A 23,006-nucleotide genomic window follows, 5' to 3' on the forward strand; every position below is an offset into this window, starting at 1 on the left:
TGCGAGCAACCAGGCGTTATGCTGAGCAGGATGAATCAGCAAACCTCTTTCAGGTGTTGAATGATTTCAGACACTTGCGACGTGGAGACCAGATCGAAATGATTTCGGGACGAGCTATTGCGGCGACACTTTTCGCACTTTTGTTGGCCACCGGTGACACAGCGAACGACCGGGGTAGAGTCTATTCTCAGGAAATCGAGGAAAAGCTACAGCCGCTTTCCTACAACAACCCCGGCCTGCTTGTTGATCTTGGCGTCGGGCTGTGGGCCTGGCCAATGCCGATGGACTACGACGGGGATGGAGATCTTGACCTCCTGGTTGCATGCCCGGACAAGCCATCAAACGGTGTCTATTACTTCGAAAACACGTCACAGAATGCACACACCAAAATGCCGGTGTTCAGGGCGCCTGTACACCTTGGCAGGACGACACACAATTTCCAGGTCAGCTATGTCGACGGAAAACCGCGCATACTCCGGCCCGGGTATGAATATGTCCGCGGTGAGGATGGCAGGTTTGATTTCGACAAGGCCGAACGAATCTACCCAACGAATAACGTTCACAACAATGCCGTCCGCGGCAACATGTGGCGATACGTCGACTATGACGACGATGGGGATCAGGACCTGGTTGTTGGTGTTGGTGACTGGACCGATTATGGCTGGGACAATGCCTACGATAACTCGGGGCACTGGCGCAATGGTCCGTTGCATGGGCACGTGTATCTGATCACGAATAACGGAAGCGATACCGCACCGCAGTATTCGGATTCCCCTGAAAGGTTGCAGGCTGCAGGAGGTGACATTGATGTCTACGGTTGGCCTTCACCCAACTTCAATGATTTTGACGGCGATGGAGATCTTGACCTGCTGTGTGGCGAGTTCCTTGATGGATTCAGCTATTTCGAAAACACAGGATCGCGCAAACAACCGGTGTTCGCCGCTGGCCGGAAACTTTTGAACGACAACGGACAGCCTCTGGTCATGGATCTGCAGATGATCACGCCGACAGCGATTGACTGGGATCAGGACGGCGACATCGACTTGATTGTCGGCGATGAAGACGGCCGTGTCGCACTGGTTGAAAACACCGGTTCTCGAAAGGGAAGCCTGCCAGTCTTCAGGGCTCCACAGTACTTTCAGCAGGAAGCCGATACGCTGAAGTTTGGCGCTTTAGCAACTCCCTATGCCTGGGATTGGGATGGTGATGGTGACCAGGATATTCTTTGCGGGAATACAGCAGGATATATCGGGTACTTCGAAAACCTGGGGATGGCTGAAAATGGTCTTCCCAAATGGGCAGCTCCTCGACTGCTTGAAGAAAAATTCGGTCAGTCGCGACGCCCTTTCCGAATCATGGCCGGACCTGACGGATCGATTCAGGGGCCCTGCGAGGCAAAATGGGGATACACCACACTTTCCGTCGCCGACTGGGATGCTGACGGCGATCCCGACATTATCTACAACAGTATTCTTTCCCGTATTGGGCTGCTCCGAAACGACAACGACGCACTGGTAGATGTTGAATTCGATTCAGGGCTGAATGAATCCCCACCGGAGTGGTACTGGTGGCAAACGTCGGCCAGTTCTGCCCTGACACAGTGGCGGACAACACCGGTCTCGATCGATTTTGATAGCGACCAGAAGCTTGACCTGGTGGCTCTTGATCAGGAGGGCTATCTGGTTTTGCGTTCGGCTGCCGGGACTGCACAACGGATTTTTGTCAATGAAGATAACGCCCCGTGGCAGTTGAACACGAAATCCTGCGGAGGATCCGGTCGAATCAAGCTGGCGGTTGTGGACTGGGACGGCGACGGGCGTCTGGATGTCCTGACGAATTCAGAAAATGCCACCTGGTATCGCAATTGCGAGTCGCGCGATGGCATGATCGTCCTGAAGAAAATTGGCAATCTCGCCAAACGCAACGTTGCCGGCCACACCTCAAGTCCAGCCGCCTGCGACTTCAACAAGGATGGCAAACCGGATCTCCTGATTGGTGCGGAGAATGGGCGTCTGTACCACATTCTGCACGACGATTGCCTTTCGTGGACAGACTCACAACTGGTTGCTGCGCCTCCGCGCGAAGATTCAGGCGGCCGATTTCCTGGATTTGTCCGTGAAGAATTCGTCTATACGAAAGCAAGCTTCCCCGAATGTCATGCATCCACCATCTGCCGTACCAGTCGTGGTCTTGTCACAGCATGGTTTGGAGGGACAAAGGAAGGCAAGACGGATGTTGGAATCTGGGTGAGCTATCACGATGGCAGCAATTGGTCGTCTCCAAAACAGGTGGCAGACGGCGTTCAGCATAATGATCTGAGGTATCCGTGCTGGAATCCGGTTCTCTATCAGCCACCAGGCGACGCCCCCACATTGCTGTTTTTCAAAGTTGGCCCCAGCCCCAGCGAATGGTGGGGCGAAATGATGGTCAGCTACGATCGTGGGCGTACATTTCGTGACCGAGTCCGACTGCCGGAGGGAATTGATGGCCCCGTAAGATGTAAGCCTATCCTTCTGCCCGATGGTAAGACTTTGCTTTGTGGATCGTCCACAGAATACGATGGATGGCGAATCCATTTTGAATCGACGGTTCTGGAGAATGGTTTGCCTGTCGGCACATGGAATCGGATTGGGCCTATCAATACCGCAGAAGAATTCAACGCGATACAGCCGACGTTCCTGCAACATAAAGATGGGCGACTGCAGGTCTTGTGTCGAACCAGGGAAAGTGTTTTGACGACCAGTTTTTCCAGCGACCTGGGAAAGACCTGGTCGAAACTTCAGGCGATCGATTTACCCAATCCCAACTCCGGCATCGAAGTTGTCACTCTGAAAGATGGCCGTCACCTGCTCATCTACAATCACCTCGGCTCGGGCAAAACCGGCTGGGGGCGTCGTGGACTTCTAAACCTGGCCATTTCCGATGATGGCCTCAAATGGAAGAAAGTCGGCGTGCTGGAACAGGAAGAGAAAGCAGAATTCAGTTACCCGGCCATCATCCAGACCGATGACGGACTGGTTCATCTTTCGTACACCTGGAAACGCCAGCGAATCAAACACGTGGTGGTTGATCCGGAGCAAATTCGCGAAGGCGACGTATTGACCATGGAAAACTGGCACGACCGCTAAACTTGCTCAACCGCTAAGCGGACACACTTAACTTAACTGTTCGTTGAAAAATCGGGACTGGCACGCAGGACGACTGGAAACCATCGTGTTTTCAGGTCTCCCGCTCGAGCCAGTCCCGTTTTTCGATAGGCTGCTAACTGTCGCAGCCCGCCACATCCCGAACATACGAACCACTCGGCTAAGCTGGTTGCGACCCCTGTCGGCTGCCGGGTTGAGGAAATCATTACTCGCAGGATAAAGTCTCCGCCATATTGAGTTGCTGACTGCAAATATTACGATACCGGGCCGTTGAAATTGACTAAATGCAGTTCGCGGCCTGCGATTGCCGGTAAGCCTTGGGCAAGAGCGTTGGCGGGGGGGTCAGTCCTCCACCAGCTTTCCTGTCGTCGTCCTTCTTGCTGAACGCAGCGGAACACGGGGCGAGTAGAATCCACAGGTGAAAATCAGCAGACGGACCTGGCTCAGAGAATCCGCTCGACAGGGACGCGAGCAGAGCGAGCGGCTATTCTGTGCCGTCTATTTTCCGTTCTTCTAATTCATTCGACCTGTCAGGTTGACTGCCAGCAATGTTGCCTGTCTGCACTGTTGATTTACAGCACGTCAAATGCCTTCGCTCAGGAAGATCTCCATGGAAACCTCGGTCAGTTTACTGGAACGTATTCGTCGTTCGTCCGGGGATTCAGACTGGGGGCAACTGGTCGGGCTCTATGATCCATTGATTCGATTGTGGATTCGCCGTTACTCGTCCGCCAAACATGAGGTTGACGATGTCGTACAGGAGATACTGACGGTTGTCGTTCGAAAACTTCCCGACTTCGAAAGAGCCAGGTTGGGTTCGTTCCGAAGCTGGTTGAGAACCATCACAGTCAACTGCCTTCGAGACTCATGGCGATCAAAACGATTTCGGCCGCTCGCCTCCGGGGGCAGTGATTTTCACGCCGTCCTGGACCAATTGGCGGATCCCTGCAGCGAACTGAGCCAGGTCTGGAATGATGAGTACGACCAGCATGTGCTGCAGAGTCTGCTCGAACAGGTCCGCCATGACTTTTCAGAGCCGATATGGCAGTCTTTCTGGCGTGTTGCGGTTAGCGGAGAATCCGTCGAACGTGTATCCAGTGACCTCGGAGTGTCCGTCAATTCGGTCTATATTGCACGGTCGCGAGTCATGTCCCGGCTTCGACAACTTGGCCAGGGCCTGATTGAGTAATCGTTCGGAACGCGTTGATTTGCCCGAACAATGAACAAACCAAACGATGAACACCCCCAACTTGTACAGCTGGCCGCGTTCCTGGAGGGACGCCTGTCGGGGGTTCAGCAGCGCGCTGTCGAACAACACATCGAAGGTTGCCGGACATGCTGCGAAACAATGGATCGCCTTCCGCTTGATCCGTTATCCGCACAGCTGCGGGATATCGAAACGGATTTGAATCCATCTGAAAGCGACTGGTCGATCGCAACGGATACCGGAATCCGGAAAAGCACAGATGCAAAACAGCCGCCGGATGTACTGCCTGATTCGCTTCAGAGCCACCCTCGATATCGCATTCTCGAACCGCTTGGTAAAGGAGGCATGGGAGTCGTCTATAAAGCACAGCATCGTATGATGGATCGCATCGTCGCAATCAAAGTCATCGATGGAAGGTTGATTGATCATCCACACATGATCCGGCGATTCCAGAACGAAGTCAAAGCGGCTGCAATGCTGACGCACGCAAATATCGTACGTGCGTACGATGCCGAACACGCAGAAGACCTTCATTTTCTGGTCATGGAATACGTCGATGGAATCAGTCTTGCAGAGCTGATTGATCGGAAGGGGCCACTTTCCGCCGAGCAGGCCATGGGCGTCATTCGAAAGGTGGCTCACGGGCTCCAGCACGCCTGCCAGCATGGAATGGTTCATCGCGATATCAAGCCGCAGAACATCATGGTCACTCGCACCGGGAAAGTCCGAATTCTGGATTTCGGACTTGCTCGTTTTGCGAGGGAACGTGAGCAGGATGCTGTTCCTGTAAACGCCAACCCTTCGGACCGAATGCGTCTTACGGCCGACTCGCTGACGATGGTCGGCTCAATCCTCGGGACACCCGACTACATTGCGCCGGAACAGGTCACAGACCCGCGTTCTGCAGATACGCGAGCCGACATCTACAGTCTGGGATGTACGTGCTACTACCTCCTTACCGGACAGCCGCCGTTTCCTGCCGGAAACACAATCCAGAAACTAATCGCTCATCGGGATCAGACACCGGAATCACTGCGCGACTTACGTCCGGATATTTCCCCGGCAGTTGTCGCCATCGTCAGCTGCATGATGGCGCGGAACCCGGAGGATCGATTCCAGGATCCACGGGAAGTGGCGACGGCTATCGATGCGTTGAGCAGTGGATCGCAGTTTGCGGAGCACTCCGGCAACTCAACAACGTCCGGGAAAGCCGGAGGGACGGTGCAGGGAGCAGGTAAGCTGCCTGACATAGCTGCTGATCGTCAGCAAAGCCCGAACGATCGACGTTCGCCCAACAACAGTCCCTCTGCAAGTCCCCTGGATATACCCTCCAGAAACTACGGAACGTCCGTCCGCCAACCATCTGGCCGCCGTGGACGGCGCCGAACGACTGACCAAAAGGCCACGTCTGCGCAACTGGTTACCAGGAAGCTGTCGGCGGCAGCGGTCATTCTGCTAATTGTCGGAGCGATGTATTTCGGCAGGGTTCATTCCGTTCTTGACACGACATCGCCCACGGAAGGTCAGCTCACCGAGCGCACCGGCAATTCGGAAGTTCACGAGAATGCAGAAACGACAAGTTCCGGCAACTCAGCGGCAACCAGCAGCAGCGAATGGATTGATCTGATGCCTTTGATTGATCCGGCAAGAGATTCGGTCGCTGGTCGTTGGCAGAAATCCGGCACCGAACTGACCGTGGACAGCACTGTCGGAGCGAGGCTGGCGATTCCGACAGAACTTCCCGCGGAGTATGATTTTGAAATCGAGTTCACTCGCCTGAATGGAATTCACTCGGTTGCAATGATCTTCGTGTCCAATGGCTGTCAGGCCACGTTCGATATCGATGCCTGGGCACAGCATATTGCTGGCATTCAAAATATTAACGGTCAAACCATTCAGCCCGAAGACCCGAATCCGACTGCTGTTGCTGATATTCGACTCACCAATGGTGAACGATACACAGCCAGCGTCCGCGTGCGGAAGAATCGAATCGAAGCGAGCCTTAATCATCGACTCCTGTCGACGTATCGGGGTGACGGATCTGATTTGAGCCTGATTCCACAATGGCTGCTTCCCGACGAGTCAACGTCCATTGGAATCGGCGCCTACGATTCTTCCACAACATTCCATCGTCTTCGCCTGCGTCCGGTGACAGACTCCCAACAGCGCTGACCTCAGAGTAACGGACGCAGGCTGGGCGCGTAAACACGCTGTGCTGCGGTCGTGCTTTTGAGCCAAATTCTCAACGGACCGGATTTGCGAGCCTCCGGTTGGATGCTTCGCGACTTTCACATTCCTGGGTGATTTTCTGAAAGATTCTGCGGCCGTCTGCCATTTCCCTTTGTCGCCGGCGTCAATTGCGTTTCGGGACGCCGAAATTCACTGCCTGTTTCTGTTTCAAACGTCTCCAGTGCATTCGCGCCTGTGCAGGCTCATTCAGGCGAAACTTCGATCACGACAACTTGGGGAAATCCGTCATGACGCTCAAATCGCTCTTGTCCAGGTTTCAAAATTCAGCCGAGAACGTTCGAGGTCGCCTGCCGCGTCGTCGGAGGCATCGCAACGGCCTTTGCAGGACGGAACAAGCCGAACAAAGACTGCTGTTATCTGCTGCGAATGATCTTGCTTCGCTGAGCGATGAATTTACAGATGCCGGGACGACAACACATTGGCAGCGGATCAATGAGGTAGAGAACTGGAATGCGGATCAGCTTCAGATCTTTGACATCAACCAGACTCAGGCTGGGCGAATGGTCATGGCTCCACATACAGTCGTTTGGTATCAGAACTGGCGAGGCCCAATGGCCTTCAAAGAGGTCACGGGCGATTTTGTCTTCACAACCCAAGTGTTTATTTCAGATCGAGACGATATTGGCATTCCGGATGCGGACGATATCCCTGATGAAGCTCAGTTCTCGCTTGGAGGTGCCATGATCCGCACGCCCCGCAACATCACAGATCCGGCCATCGACTGGCAACCAGGGTCAATGGCGAACGACGGCACCAACAACGGAGAGAACTACGTATTTCTATCGATGGGACACGGCACGGACGGGCAATACACGTTTGAAGTCAAGACGACTCGCAACAGCAACTCGCAGCTGGAACTCACCCCCACCAGCAGTCACACAGCAACCATTCAACTCGCTCGCATCGGCAACAGCGTGATTGCAATGCTCCAACTCCCGGGGCAGGATTGGATTGTCCATCGCCGATACAGCCGACCAGACATGCCGGAAACTCTGCAGGTAGGTATTGTTTCGTATTCGGACTGGGGCAAGGCTGGTGACTTTGATCCGTTCTACCACAACGGACATACTCTGGATGGCAGTGGCTTCGATGCCACTCCGGGTGAGCCTTACAACCCCGATCTGATGGCTGGTTACGAATACGCTCGCTACGTCCGGCCGCAGATTCCCCCGGAGCTGGTGGGCGTTGATCTGGTCAATACGGCCACAGATCAGCAACTGCTGAGCTTCTTGGGCGACCATGCGAATCTGCCGGGAACTCCGGGCCCCGATATACTGCCAAACGTTTCGGTGACGGCCGTCGCAGATTCGACACTTGAACAGGATGGAAACATCGCTGCATTTCAGATCAGTCGAACCGGTGCAGACATGAGCGATGACCTTGAAGTGATGTTTGCTTTCGATGGGACGGCAACAGCCGGTTTGGATTACAACACTATTCAGAATTCCATCATCATACCCGCCGGTGCTGCGTCGATCGAAGTTCAGGTGGCTGTATTAGATGACGCTTTTGTTGAGGGGACGGAATCGCTTTCACTACGACTTGTCGATGAGGTTTTTTACGAGATCGGCCAGGGATCTGCGCTGGTCCAGTTGCTGGACAACGATTTCGAGTCTGTCGAGGACCAGACCATGGGTGACCTGCAGGATGCATTGACCGTTGCTTTGCCGGCAACGCATCCGGACGGAACGGTATTGGTTTACTCGGCATCGCTTGTAGGGGGCGGACTGCTGCATGAGCTGGATCAGCAGTATGACTTCTTTTCTGGAGGCAGCTTCTACCTGAACTGGGGTGGTCTCGGCGAGAAATGGTTTCGCGGTGACCAGCATGCCTGGTTCTATGTTCTGCCGTCCGGCATTCTTCATCGCTGGTCCGGAAACTTTGAAACCAGTGAAGCTGTTGCTGATGTCGGTGTCGAGGTTTTCGAAGATCCGACATTCATTTTTGACGCTCCGGCAATTGCGGAAGTCAGTACCAGCGGCAACGAAGTGACGTTCAATCCTGTCGACGGATTTGTCGGAGCATTCGAAGTCGATATCACAACCAGCAACGGATACGCCCAGGGCACGCAGCGAATCATGGTTTCGGTCGTACAGATCCCCAATAACGCTCCTGATATCAGTCCCGTCGCTGACCAGACGGTCGTTCACAACGTCGGAGAACTACGTGTGCCGTTCACGGCATCGGATCCTGATGGTGATACGGTGACAACGCTCGCGACCGTCATTCAGCCCGCAGAGTACCAGCTGGACCAGCAATACGGCTTCGTGACCAGCGTCAATGATTATCAGAACTGGGGAGGACAAAACGAACGGTGGGTACGAGCAACGACCGATGGACAGCCCTGGTTCTACATTCTGCCGGATGGTCAGCTTCACCGCTGGACAGGCAGCTTCGAATCCAGTCCGCTGATTGAATCACTTAATGAATCAGTCTACAGCAATCTCCAGATGCTAACCGATGCACAGCCGCTTCCTGTGACGGCATTCATCGAAGGCGACGAAGTCGTTCTGGTCCCTGACAACGAATTCATCGGCGCCGTCGATGTGTCGATTAGTGCCAGCGATGGAATAACGACATCGGCAGTTCAGTTTTCCGTGACAATAACCAATGAAGCCCCCGTGCTGGGTCCCATCGGTGACCTCACCATGACTGAAGAAAGCCTGAACATACCAATTGCCGCATTTGACGCAGATGGTGACACACTGCACTGGAACGTTGAAGTACTGGGGGACGTCGCTTCACAATTGAATGCTCAACTGGACCTGCAGCATGCAACAAGTTTTCACACAAACTGGGGAGGCCACAATGAAAAATGGCTGCAGAGCTCCGGTGGCGACTGGTTCTACATTCTGCAGGATGGTTCGTTCTATCGATGGATGGGCACCTTCGAATCGAGCGAGCTTCTGGAATCACTGGACACCGGCTACTACGACAACCCGAACCTGATCGCAGATTCTCAGCCTCTGCCCGTGGTGGCTTCAATCACAGACGGTGTCCTGTCCATCAGTGTCCCGCAGGGTTTTCATCAGGACTTCTCACTTCGTATCTCCGTCACCGATGGACTGGCAACCGCATTTGAAACGCTCAACGTGTGGGTGAACCTCGCCTGACCTTCAGAATCTGCTGCAAACGATTCGGCCCGCAAGGGGATCCGGAGGCGGATCTGTCTGAAAAACCAATTCACTCAGAGCATGAAAAACGACCGACCAAATCGGCGGAATTTCAGTACAGCCCGCGTTCCGGATCAATGTTTCATTCCATTGCGTGTTTCTCTGCCTGCCCGTTTTACGACACTCTCACCGGTCTGAATGACAACTCGAATGGAGCGCTTCCTTCTGTGGGGTGGCTTCGACTACACTCCGCGCGATCGACCGTTTCCTTCAGGGTTTTGGAAAAATGACCGCACTTACAACCATGGATGCAGGCCAGATTCGGGCGTGGCTGCAGCTGCACTTTCCTGCCGCGGACTATGCTGGTAAACGAGTCCTGCTGATTCTTCCGGACAACACGCGCACGGCGCCGTTGCCTGTGTTGTTTCCTGCCATTCGCGAAATGCTGCGACCTGTCGTGGCGAAAATGGACGCGATTGTCGCACTCGGCACGCACCAGCCGATGCCTCAGGAAAAGATCAAGTCCATGCTGGGCATCGCAGCGGATGACCCCTGTGCTGACATTCAGTTGTTCAATCACGAATGGGACAACCCAGACGCACTCGTCACGATCGGATCGCTGTCGAAGGATGATACGGCAGAAATCAGTGATGGCGTCCTGACGATGGATGTACCCGTTCAAATCAACAAACGGATCATGGACTATGACGTTGCCCTGGTCATCGGGCCCGTGTTTCCTCACGAAGTTGTTGGCTTCAGTGGTGGGAACAAGTATTTCTTCCCTGGAATTTCTGGTCCGGAACTCCTGAATTTCTTTCACTGGCTTGGCGCGCTGATTACGAATGTTGGCATCATCGGCGTCCCTGATACTCCCGTAAGACGCGTTGTCGACCGAGCGGCAAAACTAATTCCTGTTGAACGCCGATGTCTGGCATTCGTCGTAGCCGCAGATGCATCACCTTATGGCTTGTTCTACGGAACACCAGAGGAAGCGTGGAAGGGAGCATCGCAGTTGTCAGGGCAGGTTCACATCAAACGACAGCCCCGACCCTATCGACAGGTACTCAGCTGCGCGCCACTGATGTACGACGAACTCTGGGTGGCGGGTAAGTGCATGTACAAACTGGAACCTGTCGTTGCCGACGGGGGCGAACTCATCATTTATGCACCCCACATGAAAGAAATTTCACTGACGCACGGCGAACGCATTGAGCAGGTGGGCTACCATGTCCGCGACTACTTCACAAAACAATGGGACCGATTCAAGGACATCCCATGGGGTGTTCTTGCTCATTCGACTCATGTGCGAGGATCAGGAACCTTCGATGACGGAATTGAAAAGCCGCGTGTGCAGGTCACCGTGGCGTCACAAATCCCGCGCGAAGTCTGTGAACGCATCAATCTCGGCTATCGGGATCCGGCCACAATTGATGTGGAAAGCTTTGCTAATCGGGAAGAGGAAGGAATTCTGCTTGTCCGCAAAGCGGGCGAACACCTTTATCGGCTGAACGAAGGTGTCAGTACTCTTCTGCCGGATGATTACCCCGTTGGATGATCCGTTTGGTTCTTCCCGCTGTCTGCCCCGGGCCCACATGCTGATTCCCGTACCGCGTCTGCAGGCGGTACGGGCGACCGCATCAGCTCGGCCGAAGCAGGCTCAACAAACATGGCGTATCCATCCATCTCGGGCTGCAATTCGTTTCGCCTATGGGCTACCAGTACCCGTTGGCTTGAGATCCAGGAACAGCATTTCCCTGGGCTGGCGAGCGATAGTAAATCGTGACCGTAGAGACCACAGCGATATCGGGGCGCATTGGCAGAGTTGTCGGCCGAACGTCTGCGCGGCTACTGAGACCGTGGAAGAACGTCATTCTCGGTCGAAACGCCTTGACGTAGACACGCCCCGAACGAGTATCCTGGATTTCTTCTTCCAGCACATTTTCGTAAGTCATGTATAACGTATTCGGGAAAAACACTTCCGTGGCTTCCTGAATGTTGATTGCCGGCGGACGTTGTTCCAACACGCTCAGCAGCAAATCCGCTTTCTTTCTGGCGGCAGCAACGGCCTGCGATCTTGCGTTTTCCTTTACTTCATCCAGCTTGTCGCTCCAGTAATCAAAGGTCACTACTTCCGCGTGGCCATGTCGCAGAGCGCTATCAATAGCCGCCATTGCTTCCGCTTCTGTTTTCACAGCAACGTGAAGATTGATTTGCATGCGGTAACCCGATTGTTCTTGCACCTCGACGTCATCGCGCCCTCGGAACTCCTCAACAAATCCCCATTCGAATTTCGGCAGGACAGAGATAAAGTCCTCCACGATGTCGCTGTCTGGAATATTCTGAGATCGCCAGTCTTTGACGACATCTGCAATCTGCTTCGAAATCATCTCACGACATTCGGACGCTGTTTCAGCCTGACTCGTAAACGCCAGTACCACACGGATCTGAGTCGGCACGACGCGTAGTTCTGCAGTTCCGGAGATCTTTATGACGCTGAGGGCAGATTCAGCATTCAATGGCTTGTCATCTTTACCATTGATCCACTGATGGGTCACTGGATACTCACGCGAACCGGAATTGTAGCCACCAGCGCCACCGAATCCTCCCATACCCTGCGCACACACATGGGGTATCGCAAATTGAAGACACACCACAGCAAAGACGCCCGTCAAGTACATTCGTTGATTCATGATCGCGGTCCGCTTTCTATAAGGTCGAATTCTTAGAAACTGAGGTCTGCACGCGCAGGATGGCAGTAATTGATCCCGGCTTCCCCGGGTACTAACGTTAGTTGCCGGGAATTCTCCGTGCAAATCTCTGTGTCGTGCCGGGCTCTACAAGATTGGACTCTCAACGTCCTGCCAGACGTTGCTGTTCCCGGACGGCGGCCGGTCCTATTCTGCCGCTGTGGAGCGGTCGCCGGAACATGACATTGTTACCGTCATTGCTCCTCACAACGAAGTTCATAAGATGCGTCACTTCGAAGCTCGGCCGAATTCCCGGCGGGCACTGCATTCTCAAAGGAATATTATGTCGAACAGCTACCCCGAAAAGACTTGTTCCATCGACCGACTTGTAACTCACGACAAGCTGGTTTCAGCCGCCCTTTCAGGAGCAAAGACTCAACAGCGGCGAGCAGGAGTCTACGGTTATCCCGGTGAGCTGTTTGATTTGCAGGGGACAGAGTTTGTGATTACCGGCCTGCGTACCGAACGGTGGGGTGATATTTCCGAAGTGGACGCACAGGCAGAGGGTTACCCGAATCTTGCGATGTACCGCGCGCTAATTGAACGCATGCATCAGGGCATGGAATGGGATCAGGACCAACCCGTCTGGGTTCACGAGTTCGCAAAAACCGAAGTCGGCGATCAGGTCTGACTTTGATGCAATTAACCCGCTGTTCTTTCAGAAGTCAGACGGATTCTGGCAGTACTCTGGTCTTCCATTGCGGAAGATTCTGCCGGCGGCTGGATGTCCGCTTCTGTAAAGCGGACTTCAACCAGGGTCGTAACGCCATGGCCCGATTCGACATGAACCCCCTTTCGAATCTGAAGCCGCCAGGAATACTCGGTGTCGTCCTGCGTCTGGATGTCGTCGATCTGCTCGCTGCAGGCAATAAAGGTCAACAACGTCTCGTTGGGAGCAATCGACCTGCCTGCCTCCTGTCCCACCATCACAAAATTGCTGGTGTGAGGGTGCAGAAAATTCAACACTCGACGGCTTGCGGGTTCTTCTGAAAGATTACGGACCACCAAAAATGAATTGGCGAGCGTCGAGTCATCAACGCCTTCAGCCGGGGAACGCGACGACATCAGATGGGAATCGAGTGGCGGAAAGACGTATCCGTCCGCAAAACTTGTGAGCTCCAGCCACAGCTTTAGCAGCGGCCTGGTGGTCCTGGAATCGTCTACCTGATTGTTCAGAAACCCAGCAAACGTCAAAGGTTCTCGGGTCACCCGGGTTGGCTTGACCCCGATATCCCCAAACCTCCGCGACTGCCCCAGCATCAGAACGTGGCTTTCTGGTAAACCTCCCTCATCCGGAATCATGACCTTGCGGAATTCGTTGCTGTCTAATGGCTTCAGGTCCGGCAGGTTATCTAACGTGCCACTGCCGAACAGGGACAGCCGTCCCGTTACCAGAAAATATAACAGCAAGCATGTCATGGCAATGGCATAACCAACCACGTACTGCTGCCATCGACTGGCTTGATTTGCGGTGGTCTGTCCGGAAGGATTGGACCGATCTGCTCTTCCTGCAGAGGCAGGCGCTGCTTCCGAAGCAGGTTTTGACACCGCGTTCGCTGATGATGCCGGCTTTGGTGGGGACACGGGCTTCGCTGGCAGAGCAGCTTTTGTCCTGGTCGAGGGCTTTTCGGCGGACACTGCTGCTTCGTCGTTCAACGGACCCCTGGCCCTGGAGCTGGCTGCAGGTGAGTTAGAGACGGGTGTCTTTGCTTTGGAAGCGGCGCTGCGTTCGGAATCATTTCCGAAATCGGCGTGCGTCGATTCGATGCCGTCAAATTCAGGTTCAGAATGAGCTGTTCCCGAATCGCCCAGAAAACTAAAGTCGGGGACTTCATCACCCGGCACGTCTTTTTTTGCCATCAACACGCTCCACGAGTTCTCAAATTCCTGAGGGTTTGTCAGGATGGCCTTTCGTGACACCGGTTGCTCCCGAATTCGCGAGAATCCCATGCGTTTCACGAATGCCGTCTGTCCTGAAATCACGTTTTAAATCCCCACCACACTCTAACGAACCGTACGAACTGCAAACAAGTGGTTCGTCCGCGGGTGGTTCGAACTCCAGAGCTTCTGCCAACACGAGACCTGCTGGCTGACGGAAAATCGGACTGCGGGAAAATGTCAGGACGATTGTTCGTTTCGCGAAACGTCACCGCGACAATAAATGTCACACCCGGAGATCTGCCAGATTACATTTGTCAGATCGGGCTGCTGTGGGATCTGTGATAATCCTCTTCCCCCAAGCGCCCCGGGGGCATTCTGACCACCGACCAGTTTGGGTGCGACGAATGCGTGCACTTCGTCAATCAGCCCGCGATCGAAGAACGATCCAAGGACCCGGCTGCCGGCTTCTATCAGGACGTTGGTACAACCACGCCTCCCAAGTTCTGCCAGAAGGGCTTCCAGACTCAGCCCACGCAGAGCAGATGAGTCGCTATCGTGATCTGCCTGCGCTGCCGGAAGAGGCAGGACTTCCACACCTGCGTCCACCAGTGATCTGAAACCAGCAGACATATCAGTCGACACGCAGGCATCCTGACGAACACAAACAAGCACCGGTGCCTTGTCGAGAGTCCGGACAAGTTGCGAATCGATACGGACGTTGTTACCCGAAGAATCCAGAATGACACGAATTGGCTGCCGTGGACCCGGCGGTCTCGCAGTAAGTTCCGGGTTATCGGCTCGCACAGTACCAGCCCCCGTGATGATGGCGTCCATGCGCCCCCGAAGCCGATGAACACGAGTCCGTGATTCTTCACTGGAAATCCATTTCGAATGTCCACTTGCGGCGGCAATCCTTCCGTCCAGCGTCATGGCCCATTTCGCATGAACCCAGGGCCGATGCTGGCTGTACAGCATGCGGAATGGCGCAATGAGCCGCTGTGATTCAGGTTCGCATACGCCGACGACAACATCGATACCCGCTTCCCGAATCTTCGCAAGACCGCGGCCCGCAACATGGGGAGCCGGATCCTGACACCCCACAACAACTCGACTGAAGCCTTCTGCAATCACGGCATCAGCACAGGGTGGAGTTTTGCCGTGATGACTGCATGGCTCCAGAGTGACAAATAGTACCGCGTTCCGGCAACAACCAGTCGCGGCTGCAATCGCATTGACTTCAGCATGGGCCTGCCCAAACTTCTGGTGATATCCGCAACTCACCAGCCGCCGATCCCTATCGACAATCACCGCGCCCACCATGGGATTGGGTTCGACGAAACCTTCACCGCGTCCTGCGATTTCAATGGCGTATCGCATCACCGCTTCGTCGTCGGCAAATTGATGGCCGGACGGAAGAATCCGCCATGCCGGGTCTTCGTAGGACGCGGGCGATTCCATGAGCCTATTTCAGCATCTTTCTGAACTGAGCCAGTGTTCGGGTGTTTGCCACATCGTTCTTTGTCAGTCCCGCCCGTCGAGCCTGGTCAACACCAAAAGGCAGGACATCAAAACCGTTTACACTGTGAGAGTCGGTGCTGATCACAATCGGAATCTTCAAATCCTTCGCAGCCGCGGCAGAGATATCGTCCAGATCCAGCCGCTTGGGATGCGCATTGATTTCCATCATGACATTGTGGTCGGCAGCTGCCTTCAGCAGTTCCATCATGTTGACATCCGCTCCTTCACGACGGCCGACCAGTCGCCCGGTTGGATGCCCGATGATATCAACATTGGGATTTTGGACAGCATTCATCAGTCGCTTCATGATCTGATCTCGTGGCTGCTTCAATCCATAGTGCAGGACCGCAATCACCCAGTCGGCTTCGGACAAGACGTCGTCATCCAGATCAAGAGAGGCGTCTTCAAGAATGTCGCATTCAATGCCACACAGAATTTCAATTCCGCTGATGGAAGCGGAGACTCTGCGAATTTCTTCCCAATGCGTTCGCAGACGGTCTGCATCCAGGCCGTTGGCCATGGAGACCCGTTTGCTATGATCGGTGATGGCAATATACTTCAAGCCGCGGGCTTTCGCCGCTTCAGCCATTTCAGCGATCGTCGCCGCACCATCCGATGCGGTGGTATGCATGTGCAGATCGCCCCTGATATCCGTCAGCGAGACAAGCTCGGGAAGGCTCCCGGCGTCTGCCCATTCGAACTCATGCCGGTTCTCCCGCAGTTCAGGTGGAAACCAGGGAAGTCCCACGGCCGCATAAACATCCTCTTCCGTGCGTCCTGCAATCTGCTCATCACCTTTGAAGACGCCGTATTCGTTGACCTTCAGTCCCTGATCCTTAGCACGCCCCCGAACGACAACATTGTGTTCTTTGGAGCCCGTGAAATACTGCAGAGCAGCGCCAAAGGATTCTTCCGGGACAACGCGGAGATCCATTTCCACACCGGACTTCAAACGCACTCGCTGTTTTGTCTCACCACGCTGGAGCACCGATTCCACCAATGCGTGAGACGCCAGGGCATCCATGGGGATAGCGGCATCGTCGCAGGTGACAAGTACGTCGAGATCGCCACAGGTCTCTCGACGACGCCGACAACTTCCAGCAGCGGATGCCTGCTTCACACCCGGAAGCTTCAGCATATCTGCCACAACGATATCCGTTGCTGCCGTTGCATCGGCAATGGAAATCCGTTCGGCAGCGGTCGCGGCCTGAGCGATGTTCTCCAGGATCGCCTGCTCCGTTTTTTTGCCGAACCCCTTCAACTTTGCGATCTGACCGGCTTCCGCCGCCGCCTTCAGCTCATCAAGCGACTTCAGCTTGAGTTCATTGAAGAAGACGGCCACCTTCTTCGGACCAACGCCCGGAATCCTAAGCATGTCGAGCACGCCGGAAGGCACATCCTTCTTTAGTTCCTCCAGTTGAGCATGCTGACCCGTCGCAACGACTTCGCGAATCTGTTTCGCAAGATCCTTGCCGATCCCTTCCAGTTGAGTGAGATCGTAGTCCTGCGCGCAGAGGTCAACGAATGACTCTGCTGTGGACGAAACCACTCGCGCAGCATTGCGATACGCACGAATTCGAAACGGGTTCGCCCCCTGAATTTCCAGAAGGTCACCCAGCGTCTCAAAACATTCAGCAATCTGTTCGTTTTTCATGGGCCGGCGCGAAGAGTCTGAAGGGCGTTCTTGTTCGTATTCGGTCCGTGAGGAGATTAACCGTTGGACTGTTCCGCTTCGGCGGGAGCCGGGACTGAGCTGTTCTCCGTCCCAGCCGCGGCAGAAGCTTTAGGCTTCGGTGCACCATGGGGAGTATTCATCGCAACAAGAACTACGCCGGTCACAACCAGCGCCATTCCGACCCACAACAGCGGATTGATATGAAAATCCGGCACCTTGCGAAGCTGAGACCAGGCGAACACAGCGTTCACACTGACCGCGCCCCCGAAAACAATCGGCATCACCAACGCTGTATTCCCTCTGCTTGAGATCACAGCATTGGTCAGGAACAAAGCCCCGGCTGCGCCAAGAGTCCCGGCAAGGAAACCCCAGTTCATCGCAGGCGCATGACTGCCACCGTAACTAAATGTGTCTCCCTTGAGCTTCATTGCGATCAAACCCCCGGCGATCGCGATGACAAGGTACGCTACACCAATAAACACGTACGGCTTGAACGGACTCCATTCTCCTCCGGGAGCTCGCGCCTTTCCCAGAGTTGGCCCGTACATTCCCCAGCAAAGCGCAGTGCCCAGGGCGAACAGAATTGGAATCAGATAACCCTTCATATGATATTCTCTACTTTCCTGATTCGGACGGTCAGATTGTCGTTGACTGGATAAAACTTCGGACATCCTACCACCGACGCCTCTCGATCAGAAGGGAGCTGAATGATGAGTCAGAATCGGGATCGAAGGCGAGCCTGGGGTCCGATTTTACGAGACCATTTTTCCTGATGTGCCTGAAATGACCACCTCAGACATGGTTTTTCCTGGCGGGCGATGGTCGTGTCCACTTGCCGTAATGGTGTCAGATTCATCAAATGCACGCGGAGCATCATGGCGAGCGAACCCGATCAGCCACTGCACTCAATTCCAGGATTGAGTGGGGGCTGACGCACAGCTATCAACCTGTGAGCCACTCATGAGAGAATACGAACTGAAGAAGATGTGGATTCGCCGCGCGCTGGACTCGGCCGCGTTAACATCAACTGACCGTTCTGCCGTAGCCGAGTTTCTTGCCAGTCTTGACGGGATGCATTCGGTCCATGTCGAACTGAACAAGTTCCCAGGGGCATTCTGGCGAGCCATACTGCGCGAGGCGCAGCTTCCTGTAACGACCCGCACAGGAATCGCTCTGCATGTATTCGGCATCCGGCAGTCCGATTGTAACCTGGATTCCATCTACGAATTGGAAGTGGCGGACCCGGTGGAATTCGGAGTTTCGCTGCAGCTCTCCGGGAGTCGAAGTCCCAACTGCGAAATGCAGCTCAACGGACGATGGTATCCGGTCGTTGCAACGATCCGATTTATCGAAGACGGCGACAAGGTGACTCGCGGTGTCGAACTGCGATGCGCCGTCCAACTTGGTGATCGGGCCTTCGGCGTTGGGCACATGGTTTCCCGAGACTTGTTTCTGGACGAGGCCAGCGAGAAAAGAACGGTGAAGGTCATCGAAGTCCTGGAGCGTCTGGGTTACCAGCGATTGATGATGACAGCGACAGAGTTCAATCTGCGACTGGTGTCTGCCGAACGCATGGCGGCTTCGTTCGGCAAAGTGGTCCTGGTCACGGGTTCGGTCATTGCACCGTCGCGTTTTTCATGGTGGAAAGGTTTTGAAACACAATCGCTTGGTTCGCCCGAGATGCCGTCCCGATGCGTCGTGGAACCCGCACTGGAAGTGGACCACGATCATCGTTACATGTTTTCGCGCGATGACGAATCCGAATCCCGCCTGCCGTTCGTTCGCATCTTCTGCCTGGAAACAAAGTCGTACGTCTACGCGGACATCGATGACATCACAGAATACCAGTTCGACACGGAAGCGTTGACTCGACTTCAGCTACCAGCAGATATGCATTCAATACTGCGGCGAGTTTTCAGCACGCCGATCGAGAACATGTTCGGCGATCTTCTGCAGGGCAAACACGGGGGAGCGGTTGTGCTGGCATCGGGCGAACCAGGGGTCGGAAAAACTCTGACGGCAGAAATCTATGCCGAAATCACTGAACGGCCGCTGTATGTACTGGAACTCGGTGAACTTGGCACACGTGCTTCAGAAGTGGAGGAGAATCTTCAATGTGTGTTCGCTCGCGTCACCCGCTGGAATGCCGTCCTGCAGTTTGATGAATGCGAAATTTTTCTCGCACAGCGTGGTAACGATCTGGAACGATCGGCCATTGTCGGAATCTTCCTGCGATTGCTGGACTACTACCGAGGCCTGTTGTTTCTCACCACCAACCGACCCGAAGTGCTGGATGATGCTGTCCTGAGTCGCGTGATGCTCAGATTGCAGTACCCGCGACTGGACGCCCATACGCGTGCCATGATCTGGAAGACGATGTTTGAAGTGGCCGGACTGCATCTTCAGGAATGCAGCTTCGAAAAGCTTGGCGGCGTCGACCTGAATGGACGTCAAATCCGCAACCTGACTCGCCTGGCGCGAATCCTCTTTCCCGACGGCTTCGTCAACAAAGCGGGAATTCGGGACGTACTGAGATTCGGTTGCGGATCTTCTCTGGACGGGCACAAAGATTCACACAACGAAACACCCAACGGAAACTGATTTGTGTTCCGTCATCTGAGGACATCAAAAGTCGCTCCTCAGACATCGACTTATTGTCAGACATTCACCTGTTGTTGCAGGTTCTTAAAATGGTCTCGACGAGCTTCCGGCAGCTTCTCAAGAATCTCATTCCGAAGTTGGTGTGCCATACGTTCGCGATTCCTGTTATTTGAAGGAGCGAGCGTCACAGGGGGCAACATGATCGGAGCCTCCCAGAGTCCGGTCCTGGATTTGCCTGAAGCACCAGGTAGTAGCTGAACGCTCCTTCATCCGTATCTGGCGCACCCGGATTTCGAGACACCTTTTCAACCTGACATCCCATCAGGCTCAATAACGGAACCTGCCATCGCTCCGCGTCGCCTTCATAAAGCAGCGCATCCGAAGTTATCTTCAGAAACCCGGAATCTGAATTGCTCATCAGCATCACTTTGCCCCAGTTCTTTCGAGGCACTATGTCAATGTAATGAGACTCTGTATCTTCTGAATCAATGATTGCATCGGGTCGATGGCGCAGGCGAATCCGCATCAGGCTGCGAATCCACAAGTTGGGCAAATGGTCGCCCCAGGCTGCGACCAGCACGAACGGAACAACCAGACAGCCGAACCCACCACCAATCCAGAGTGCAACGGATAAGGTGTCAAGTTCAGCACGATGCATCCAGGTGTAGATCCAGATGCCAATTGACGAAATCAACGCAGCCACCAGCGGACCTAAACTGATGACTGTACAGCAAATGATCACGGGACGACTAAGAACACGCTGGTCCGCGGGCTGATCGAATTCCCAGATACGCGCCATCCCTGTGACTCTGGGTGCCGTCCGCTCCACCTCTTCCAGAGTCATCGGCGCCGTGGAACGCCGTATGGTAACCGGCTCCCAGTCCTTCAGTTCGACCGTGACGCCCTGATCATGCAGAACCTGTGCCAGCTTTTCGCAGGCTACCGATCCAGGAATACCAACCAGAACGATGCCATTCAGCGCCTTCACAGTCATCAGCCCGAATTTCAGTTCGCACTCTTCTGGTCGCTGGATAATGACGCGAGCAATGCCGGCCAGGGGGACGGTCGTCAACGCTGTCATCATGCCGGCATTTGCAAAACAAGTGATGTTCTTTTCGTCGATAGAAATATCTCGCTGAAACCAGACCAGTTCGCGAACAGCCACCAACAGAACGCCAACTCCCATACCAGCCAGAATGGCAAGTGGGACGGAAAGCCTGGGCCCCCCGGCATCGATCCCGAAGCGGGCTGCCATCAGACCGGCCGACATCACCACTGCAACAACAATTGCGAGTATGATTTTCCCGCGCCATTCACTCCGAGTACGCATCCGCGGGACAAAGAAAATCGGCTCATTCCATCGCATCAGGTTCCGCTTAAAAATGGCCATGGCTTGCTGGTTCCCGAGTCATCGGTTTTGAAGGGCTCTACACGTGTATTCGCGAATAAGCCTGCTGTCTTCGGCTTTCAGTGACAACATAACCTGACCCCGACTCCGGAGCAATCAGCGAAAAGCGTGTGGAATGCGCGGGCAAAGGAATGCGGAAATCCGCGGCCGAATATCACAGGTGTTCAAAACGCCGGAAGCCCCACTCATCAGGCCCGGCGCGGTTGGGCTGACGACAGTTTTGGGAAAGGTAGCCCGGCGCATCAGCGGGTGATCGCCTTCACCCCAAAAGGCGATGCGATGGTGAGGCGAAAAGGGGCCCGGCCCCCGTTTGCTGATCCCGAGCTGAGCGGCGCCCACCCATCCACACAAGAACGGCGAATTCGAAATACAAATCTCCAATCTGAAACTTGATCTCTGCTAACTCCGTTGCTGTCCCGATTTTTCATCGAACTGCCAAGCTAACGTTCCAGGTTTCGACTTGTGTGGTCATTCAACGAGGCATCGAACTTTCTCAGCGCAGGAAAAAGTTCAAGCGGGTAATCCGTCAGAATGCCATGGATACCAGCCTGAACAGCATGTCCCCAGTTCTCCGGGACTTGGCCACTGACCGTCGCTCCGGCAATGAAAGCTCGTTTGCCCCCACTCCGAAGGGCCTTCATTTGTTCTTCCGGGGGCAGATAACGAAAATAGACCCAGTCTGCATTTGCAGACGCGAGAGCCTGTGGAAATTCTTCTGCAGTGTTTGCGACCGCGGCCGTCTGTGCGGCCGTTGAAACTTGTTTGATGCGGTCTCTTATCGCTGGCTCAGAAATCGTTTTACCGATAAACAGCAAGCGATGCAGCACCTGATGTGTTTCAGCCATTCGCACAACCTCCTGCTCACCACCGTCTTTGATATCCACAGCAATCAGCACATCATGTTGTCGATATTGAGCAATCAGTCGCAGTACTTCATCGACTGTTGGCACCTTTTCACCAGCAAATCTGGGATCAAACCACCGACCGGCGTCCATTTGACGAATTTCTTCAAGAGTTAAGTCAACGACTTTACCCGTTCCATTGGTTGTGCGATCGACGGTGTCGTCGTGAATACAGATCAAATGCCCGTCACGTGTTCTCTTGATATCAAATTCAAACCCCAGCCGCAGTTCGAGGCAGGCCTGGAAGTTACCGAGTGTGTTTTCGGGGGCATGAAGCAGCAATCCCCGGTGAGCGACAACATAAGGTGGCTCGGTGGCACTGGTCTTCATCAAACCGGCGGGGAAGCAAACAGCCAGGACGACGAAACAGAGTCTTGCAAACATGCCGTTACCTCGGAAAAGAATGCGTCAATGGTCTTTTTGGGTTCCGCCCCAAACAACATGGAGTCGTCCTGGCCGCGCTTTGCCTCAGGCCACGACGACTCCATGTTTATTCCTTGCACATGCATGATGCTCGCTGAACATGCATGATGCTCGCTCTGCAGCATACCGGACAAT

15 protein-coding genes are annotated in these 23,006 nt (G+C 54.4%); 7 read left to right on the forward strand and 8 right to left on the reverse strand.

Annotation, left to right across the window (positions count from 1 at the left end):
* Positions 1-98: 98 nt before the first annotated feature.
* The 5 genes from R3C20_22315 (at position 99) to R3C20_22335 (ending at position 11,271) form a co-directional block, all read left to right on the forward strand.
* Entirely contained in the window at positions 99-3,128 is a 3,030-nt protein-coding gene (locus R3C20_22315; protein MEZ6043240.1) for an exo-alpha-sialidase, read from the forward strand.
* Between the two features lie 628 nt (positions 3,129-3,756).
* Positions 3,757-4,335: a sigma-70 family RNA polymerase sigma factor gene (locus R3C20_22320; protein ID MEZ6043241.1), complete on the forward strand. Its 579-nt coding sequence runs from the start codon at positions 3,757-3,759 to the stop codon at positions 4,333-4,335.
* Positions 4,336-4,365: 30 nt separating this feature from the next.
* Positions 4,366-6,525 (forward strand): protein kinase, encoded by a 2,160-nt coding sequence (locus R3C20_22325; GenBank protein ID MEZ6043242.1) that lies wholly within the window; start codon positions 4,366-4,368, stop codon positions 6,523-6,525.
* A 305-nt stretch (positions 6,526-6,830) separates the two neighbouring features.
* Complete coding sequence (locus R3C20_22330; protein MEZ6043243.1) at positions 6,831-9,716, forward strand: Calx-beta domain-containing protein; 2,886 nt, start codon at positions 6,831-6,833, stop codon at positions 9,714-9,716.
* A 286-nt stretch (positions 9,717-10,002) separates the two neighbouring features.
* Complete coding sequence (locus R3C20_22335; protein MEZ6043244.1) at positions 10,003-11,271, forward strand: lactate racemase domain-containing protein; 1,269 nt, start codon at positions 10,003-10,005, stop codon at positions 11,269-11,271.
* 157 nt (positions 11,272-11,428) lie between these two features.
* Here the strand turns inward: R3C20_22335 and R3C20_22340 are convergent, their stop codons facing one another.
* Positions 11,429-12,406 (reverse strand): SIMPL domain-containing protein, encoded by a 978-nt coding sequence (locus tag R3C20_22340; GenBank protein ID MEZ6043245.1) that lies wholly within the window; start codon positions 12,404-12,406, stop codon positions 11,429-11,431.
* A gap of 280 nt (positions 12,407-12,686) precedes the next feature.
* On the opposite strand from R3C20_22340, the gene R3C20_22345 reads away from it, so the two are divergent.
* Complete coding sequence (locus R3C20_22345) at positions 12,687-13,094, forward strand: hypothetical protein (GenBank protein ID MEZ6043246.1); 408 nt, start codon at positions 12,687-12,689, stop codon at positions 13,092-13,094.
* A gap of 11 nt (positions 13,095-13,105) precedes the next feature.
* Here the strand turns inward: R3C20_22345 and R3C20_22350 are convergent, their stop codons facing one another.
* The 4 genes from R3C20_22350 to R3C20_22365 all read right to left on the reverse strand — a co-directional run bounded on the left by R3C20_22350 (position 13,106) and on the right by R3C20_22365 (position 18,142).
* Complete coding sequence (locus tag R3C20_22350; protein MEZ6043247.1) at positions 13,106-14,383, reverse strand: hypothetical protein; 1,278 nt, start codon at positions 14,381-14,383, stop codon at positions 13,106-13,108.
* Between the two features lie 198 nt (positions 14,384-14,581).
* Complete coding sequence (gene ribD, locus R3C20_22355) at positions 14,582-15,802, reverse strand: bifunctional diaminohydroxyphosphoribosylaminopyrimidine deaminase/5-amino-6-(5-phosphoribosylamino)uracil reductase RibD (GenBank protein MEZ6043248.1); 1,221 nt, start codon at positions 15,800-15,802, stop codon at positions 14,582-14,584.
* A gap of 4 nt (positions 15,803-15,806) precedes the next feature.
* The gene (gene polX / locus R3C20_22360) at positions 15,807-17,516 is read right to left on the reverse strand and encodes a DNA polymerase/3'-5' exonuclease PolX (protein MEZ6043249.1); all 1,710 of its coding nucleotides are present in this window, start codon (positions 17,514-17,516) and stop codon (positions 15,807-15,809) included.
* A gap of 56 nt (positions 17,517-17,572) precedes the next feature.
* Positions 17,573-18,142 (reverse strand): hypothetical protein, encoded by a 570-nt coding sequence (locus R3C20_22365; GenBank protein ID MEZ6043250.1) that lies wholly within the window; start codon positions 18,140-18,142, stop codon positions 17,573-17,575.
* Positions 18,143-18,497: 355 nt separating this feature from the next.
* Between R3C20_22365 and R3C20_22370 the strand changes: the two genes are divergently transcribed.
* Positions 18,498-20,138: an AAA family ATPase gene (locus tag R3C20_22370; GenBank protein ID MEZ6043251.1), complete on the forward strand. Its 1,641-nt coding sequence runs from the start codon at positions 18,498-18,500 to the stop codon at positions 20,136-20,138.
* 56 nt (positions 20,139-20,194) lie between these two features.
* On the opposite strand, the gene R3C20_22375 is transcribed toward R3C20_22370, so the two are convergent.
* The 3 genes from R3C20_22375 to R3C20_22385 all read right to left on the reverse strand — a co-directional run bounded on the left by R3C20_22375 (position 20,195) and on the right by R3C20_22385 (position 22,832).
* Positions 20,195-20,338 carry a hypothetical protein gene (locus R3C20_22375; protein MEZ6043252.1) on the reverse strand — a complete coding sequence of 48 codons (144 nt, stop codon included), beginning with the start codon at positions 20,336-20,338 and terminating at the stop codon, positions 20,195-20,197.
* Positions 20,323-21,528 carry a hypothetical protein gene (locus tag R3C20_22380; protein MEZ6043253.1) on the reverse strand — a complete coding sequence of 402 codons (1,206 nt, stop codon included), beginning with the start codon at positions 21,526-21,528 and terminating at the stop codon, positions 20,323-20,325. The genes R3C20_22375 and R3C20_22380 overlap by 16 nt, the downstream gene beginning before the upstream one ends.
* Positions 21,529-21,986: 458 nt before the next feature.
* Positions 21,987-22,832, reverse strand: a complete 846-nt coding sequence (locus R3C20_22385; GenBank protein MEZ6043254.1) for a glycerophosphodiester phosphodiesterase family protein — start codon at positions 22,830-22,832, stop codon at positions 21,987-21,989.
* Positions 22,833-23,006 lie beyond the last annotated feature (174 nt).

Source organism: Planctomycetaceae bacterium (assembly GCA_041398825.1).
Classification (GTDB): domain Bacteria; phylum Planctomycetota; class Planctomycetia; order Planctomycetales; family Planctomycetaceae; genus F1-80-MAGs062.

Bases quoted from the DNA above. Each gene is read 5' to 3' on its own strand.
- R3C20_22320 (MEZ6043241.1), top strand. From the start codon at position 3,757: ATGGAAACCTCGGTCAGTTTACTGGAACGTATTCGTCGTTCGTCCGGG.
- R3C20_22365 (MEZ6043250.1), bottom strand. From the start codon at position 18,142: ATGAAGGGTTATCTGATTCCAATTCTGTTCGCCCTGGGCACTGCGCTT.
- ribD (MEZ6043248.1), bottom strand. From the start codon at position 15,802: ATGGAATCGCCCGCGTCCTACGAAGACCCGGCATGGCGGATTCTTCCG.
- R3C20_22335 (MEZ6043244.1), top strand. From the start codon at position 10,003: ATGACCGCACTTACAACCATGGATGCAGGCCAGATTCGGGCGTGGCTG.
- R3C20_22370 (MEZ6043251.1), top strand. From the start codon at position 18,498: ATGAGAGAATACGAACTGAAGAAGATGTGGATTCGCCGCGCGCTGGAC.
- polX (MEZ6043249.1), bottom strand. From the start codon at position 17,516: ATGAAAAACGAACAGATTGCTGAATGTTTTGAGACGCTGGGTGACCTT.
- R3C20_22330 (MEZ6043243.1), top strand. From the start codon at position 6,831: ATGACGCTCAAATCGCTCTTGTCCAGGTTTCAAAATTCAGCCGAGAAC.
- R3C20_22345 (MEZ6043246.1), top strand. From the start codon at position 12,687: ATGCGTCACTTCGAAGCTCGGCCGAATTCCCGGCGGGCACTGCATTCT.
- R3C20_22325 (MEZ6043242.1), top strand. From the start codon at position 4,366: ATGAACAAACCAAACGATGAACACCCCCAACTTGTACAGCTGGCCGCG.
- R3C20_22380 (MEZ6043253.1), bottom strand. From the start codon at position 21,528: ATGGCCATTTTTAAGCGGAACCTGATGCGATGGAATGAGCCGATTTTC.
- R3C20_22340 (MEZ6043245.1), bottom strand. From the start codon at position 12,406: ATGAATCAACGAATGTACTTGACGGGCGTCTTTGCTGTGGTGTGTCTT.
- R3C20_22375 (MEZ6043252.1), bottom strand. From the start codon at position 20,338: ATGTTGCCCCCTGTGACGCTCGCTCCTTCAAATAACAGGAATCGCGAA.
- R3C20_22315 (MEZ6043240.1), top strand. From the start codon at position 99: ATGATTTCGGGACGAGCTATTGCGGCGACACTTTTCGCACTTTTGTTG.
- R3C20_22385 (MEZ6043254.1), bottom strand. From the start codon at position 22,832: ATGTTTGCAAGACTCTGTTTCGTCGTCCTGGCTGTTTGCTTCCCCGCC.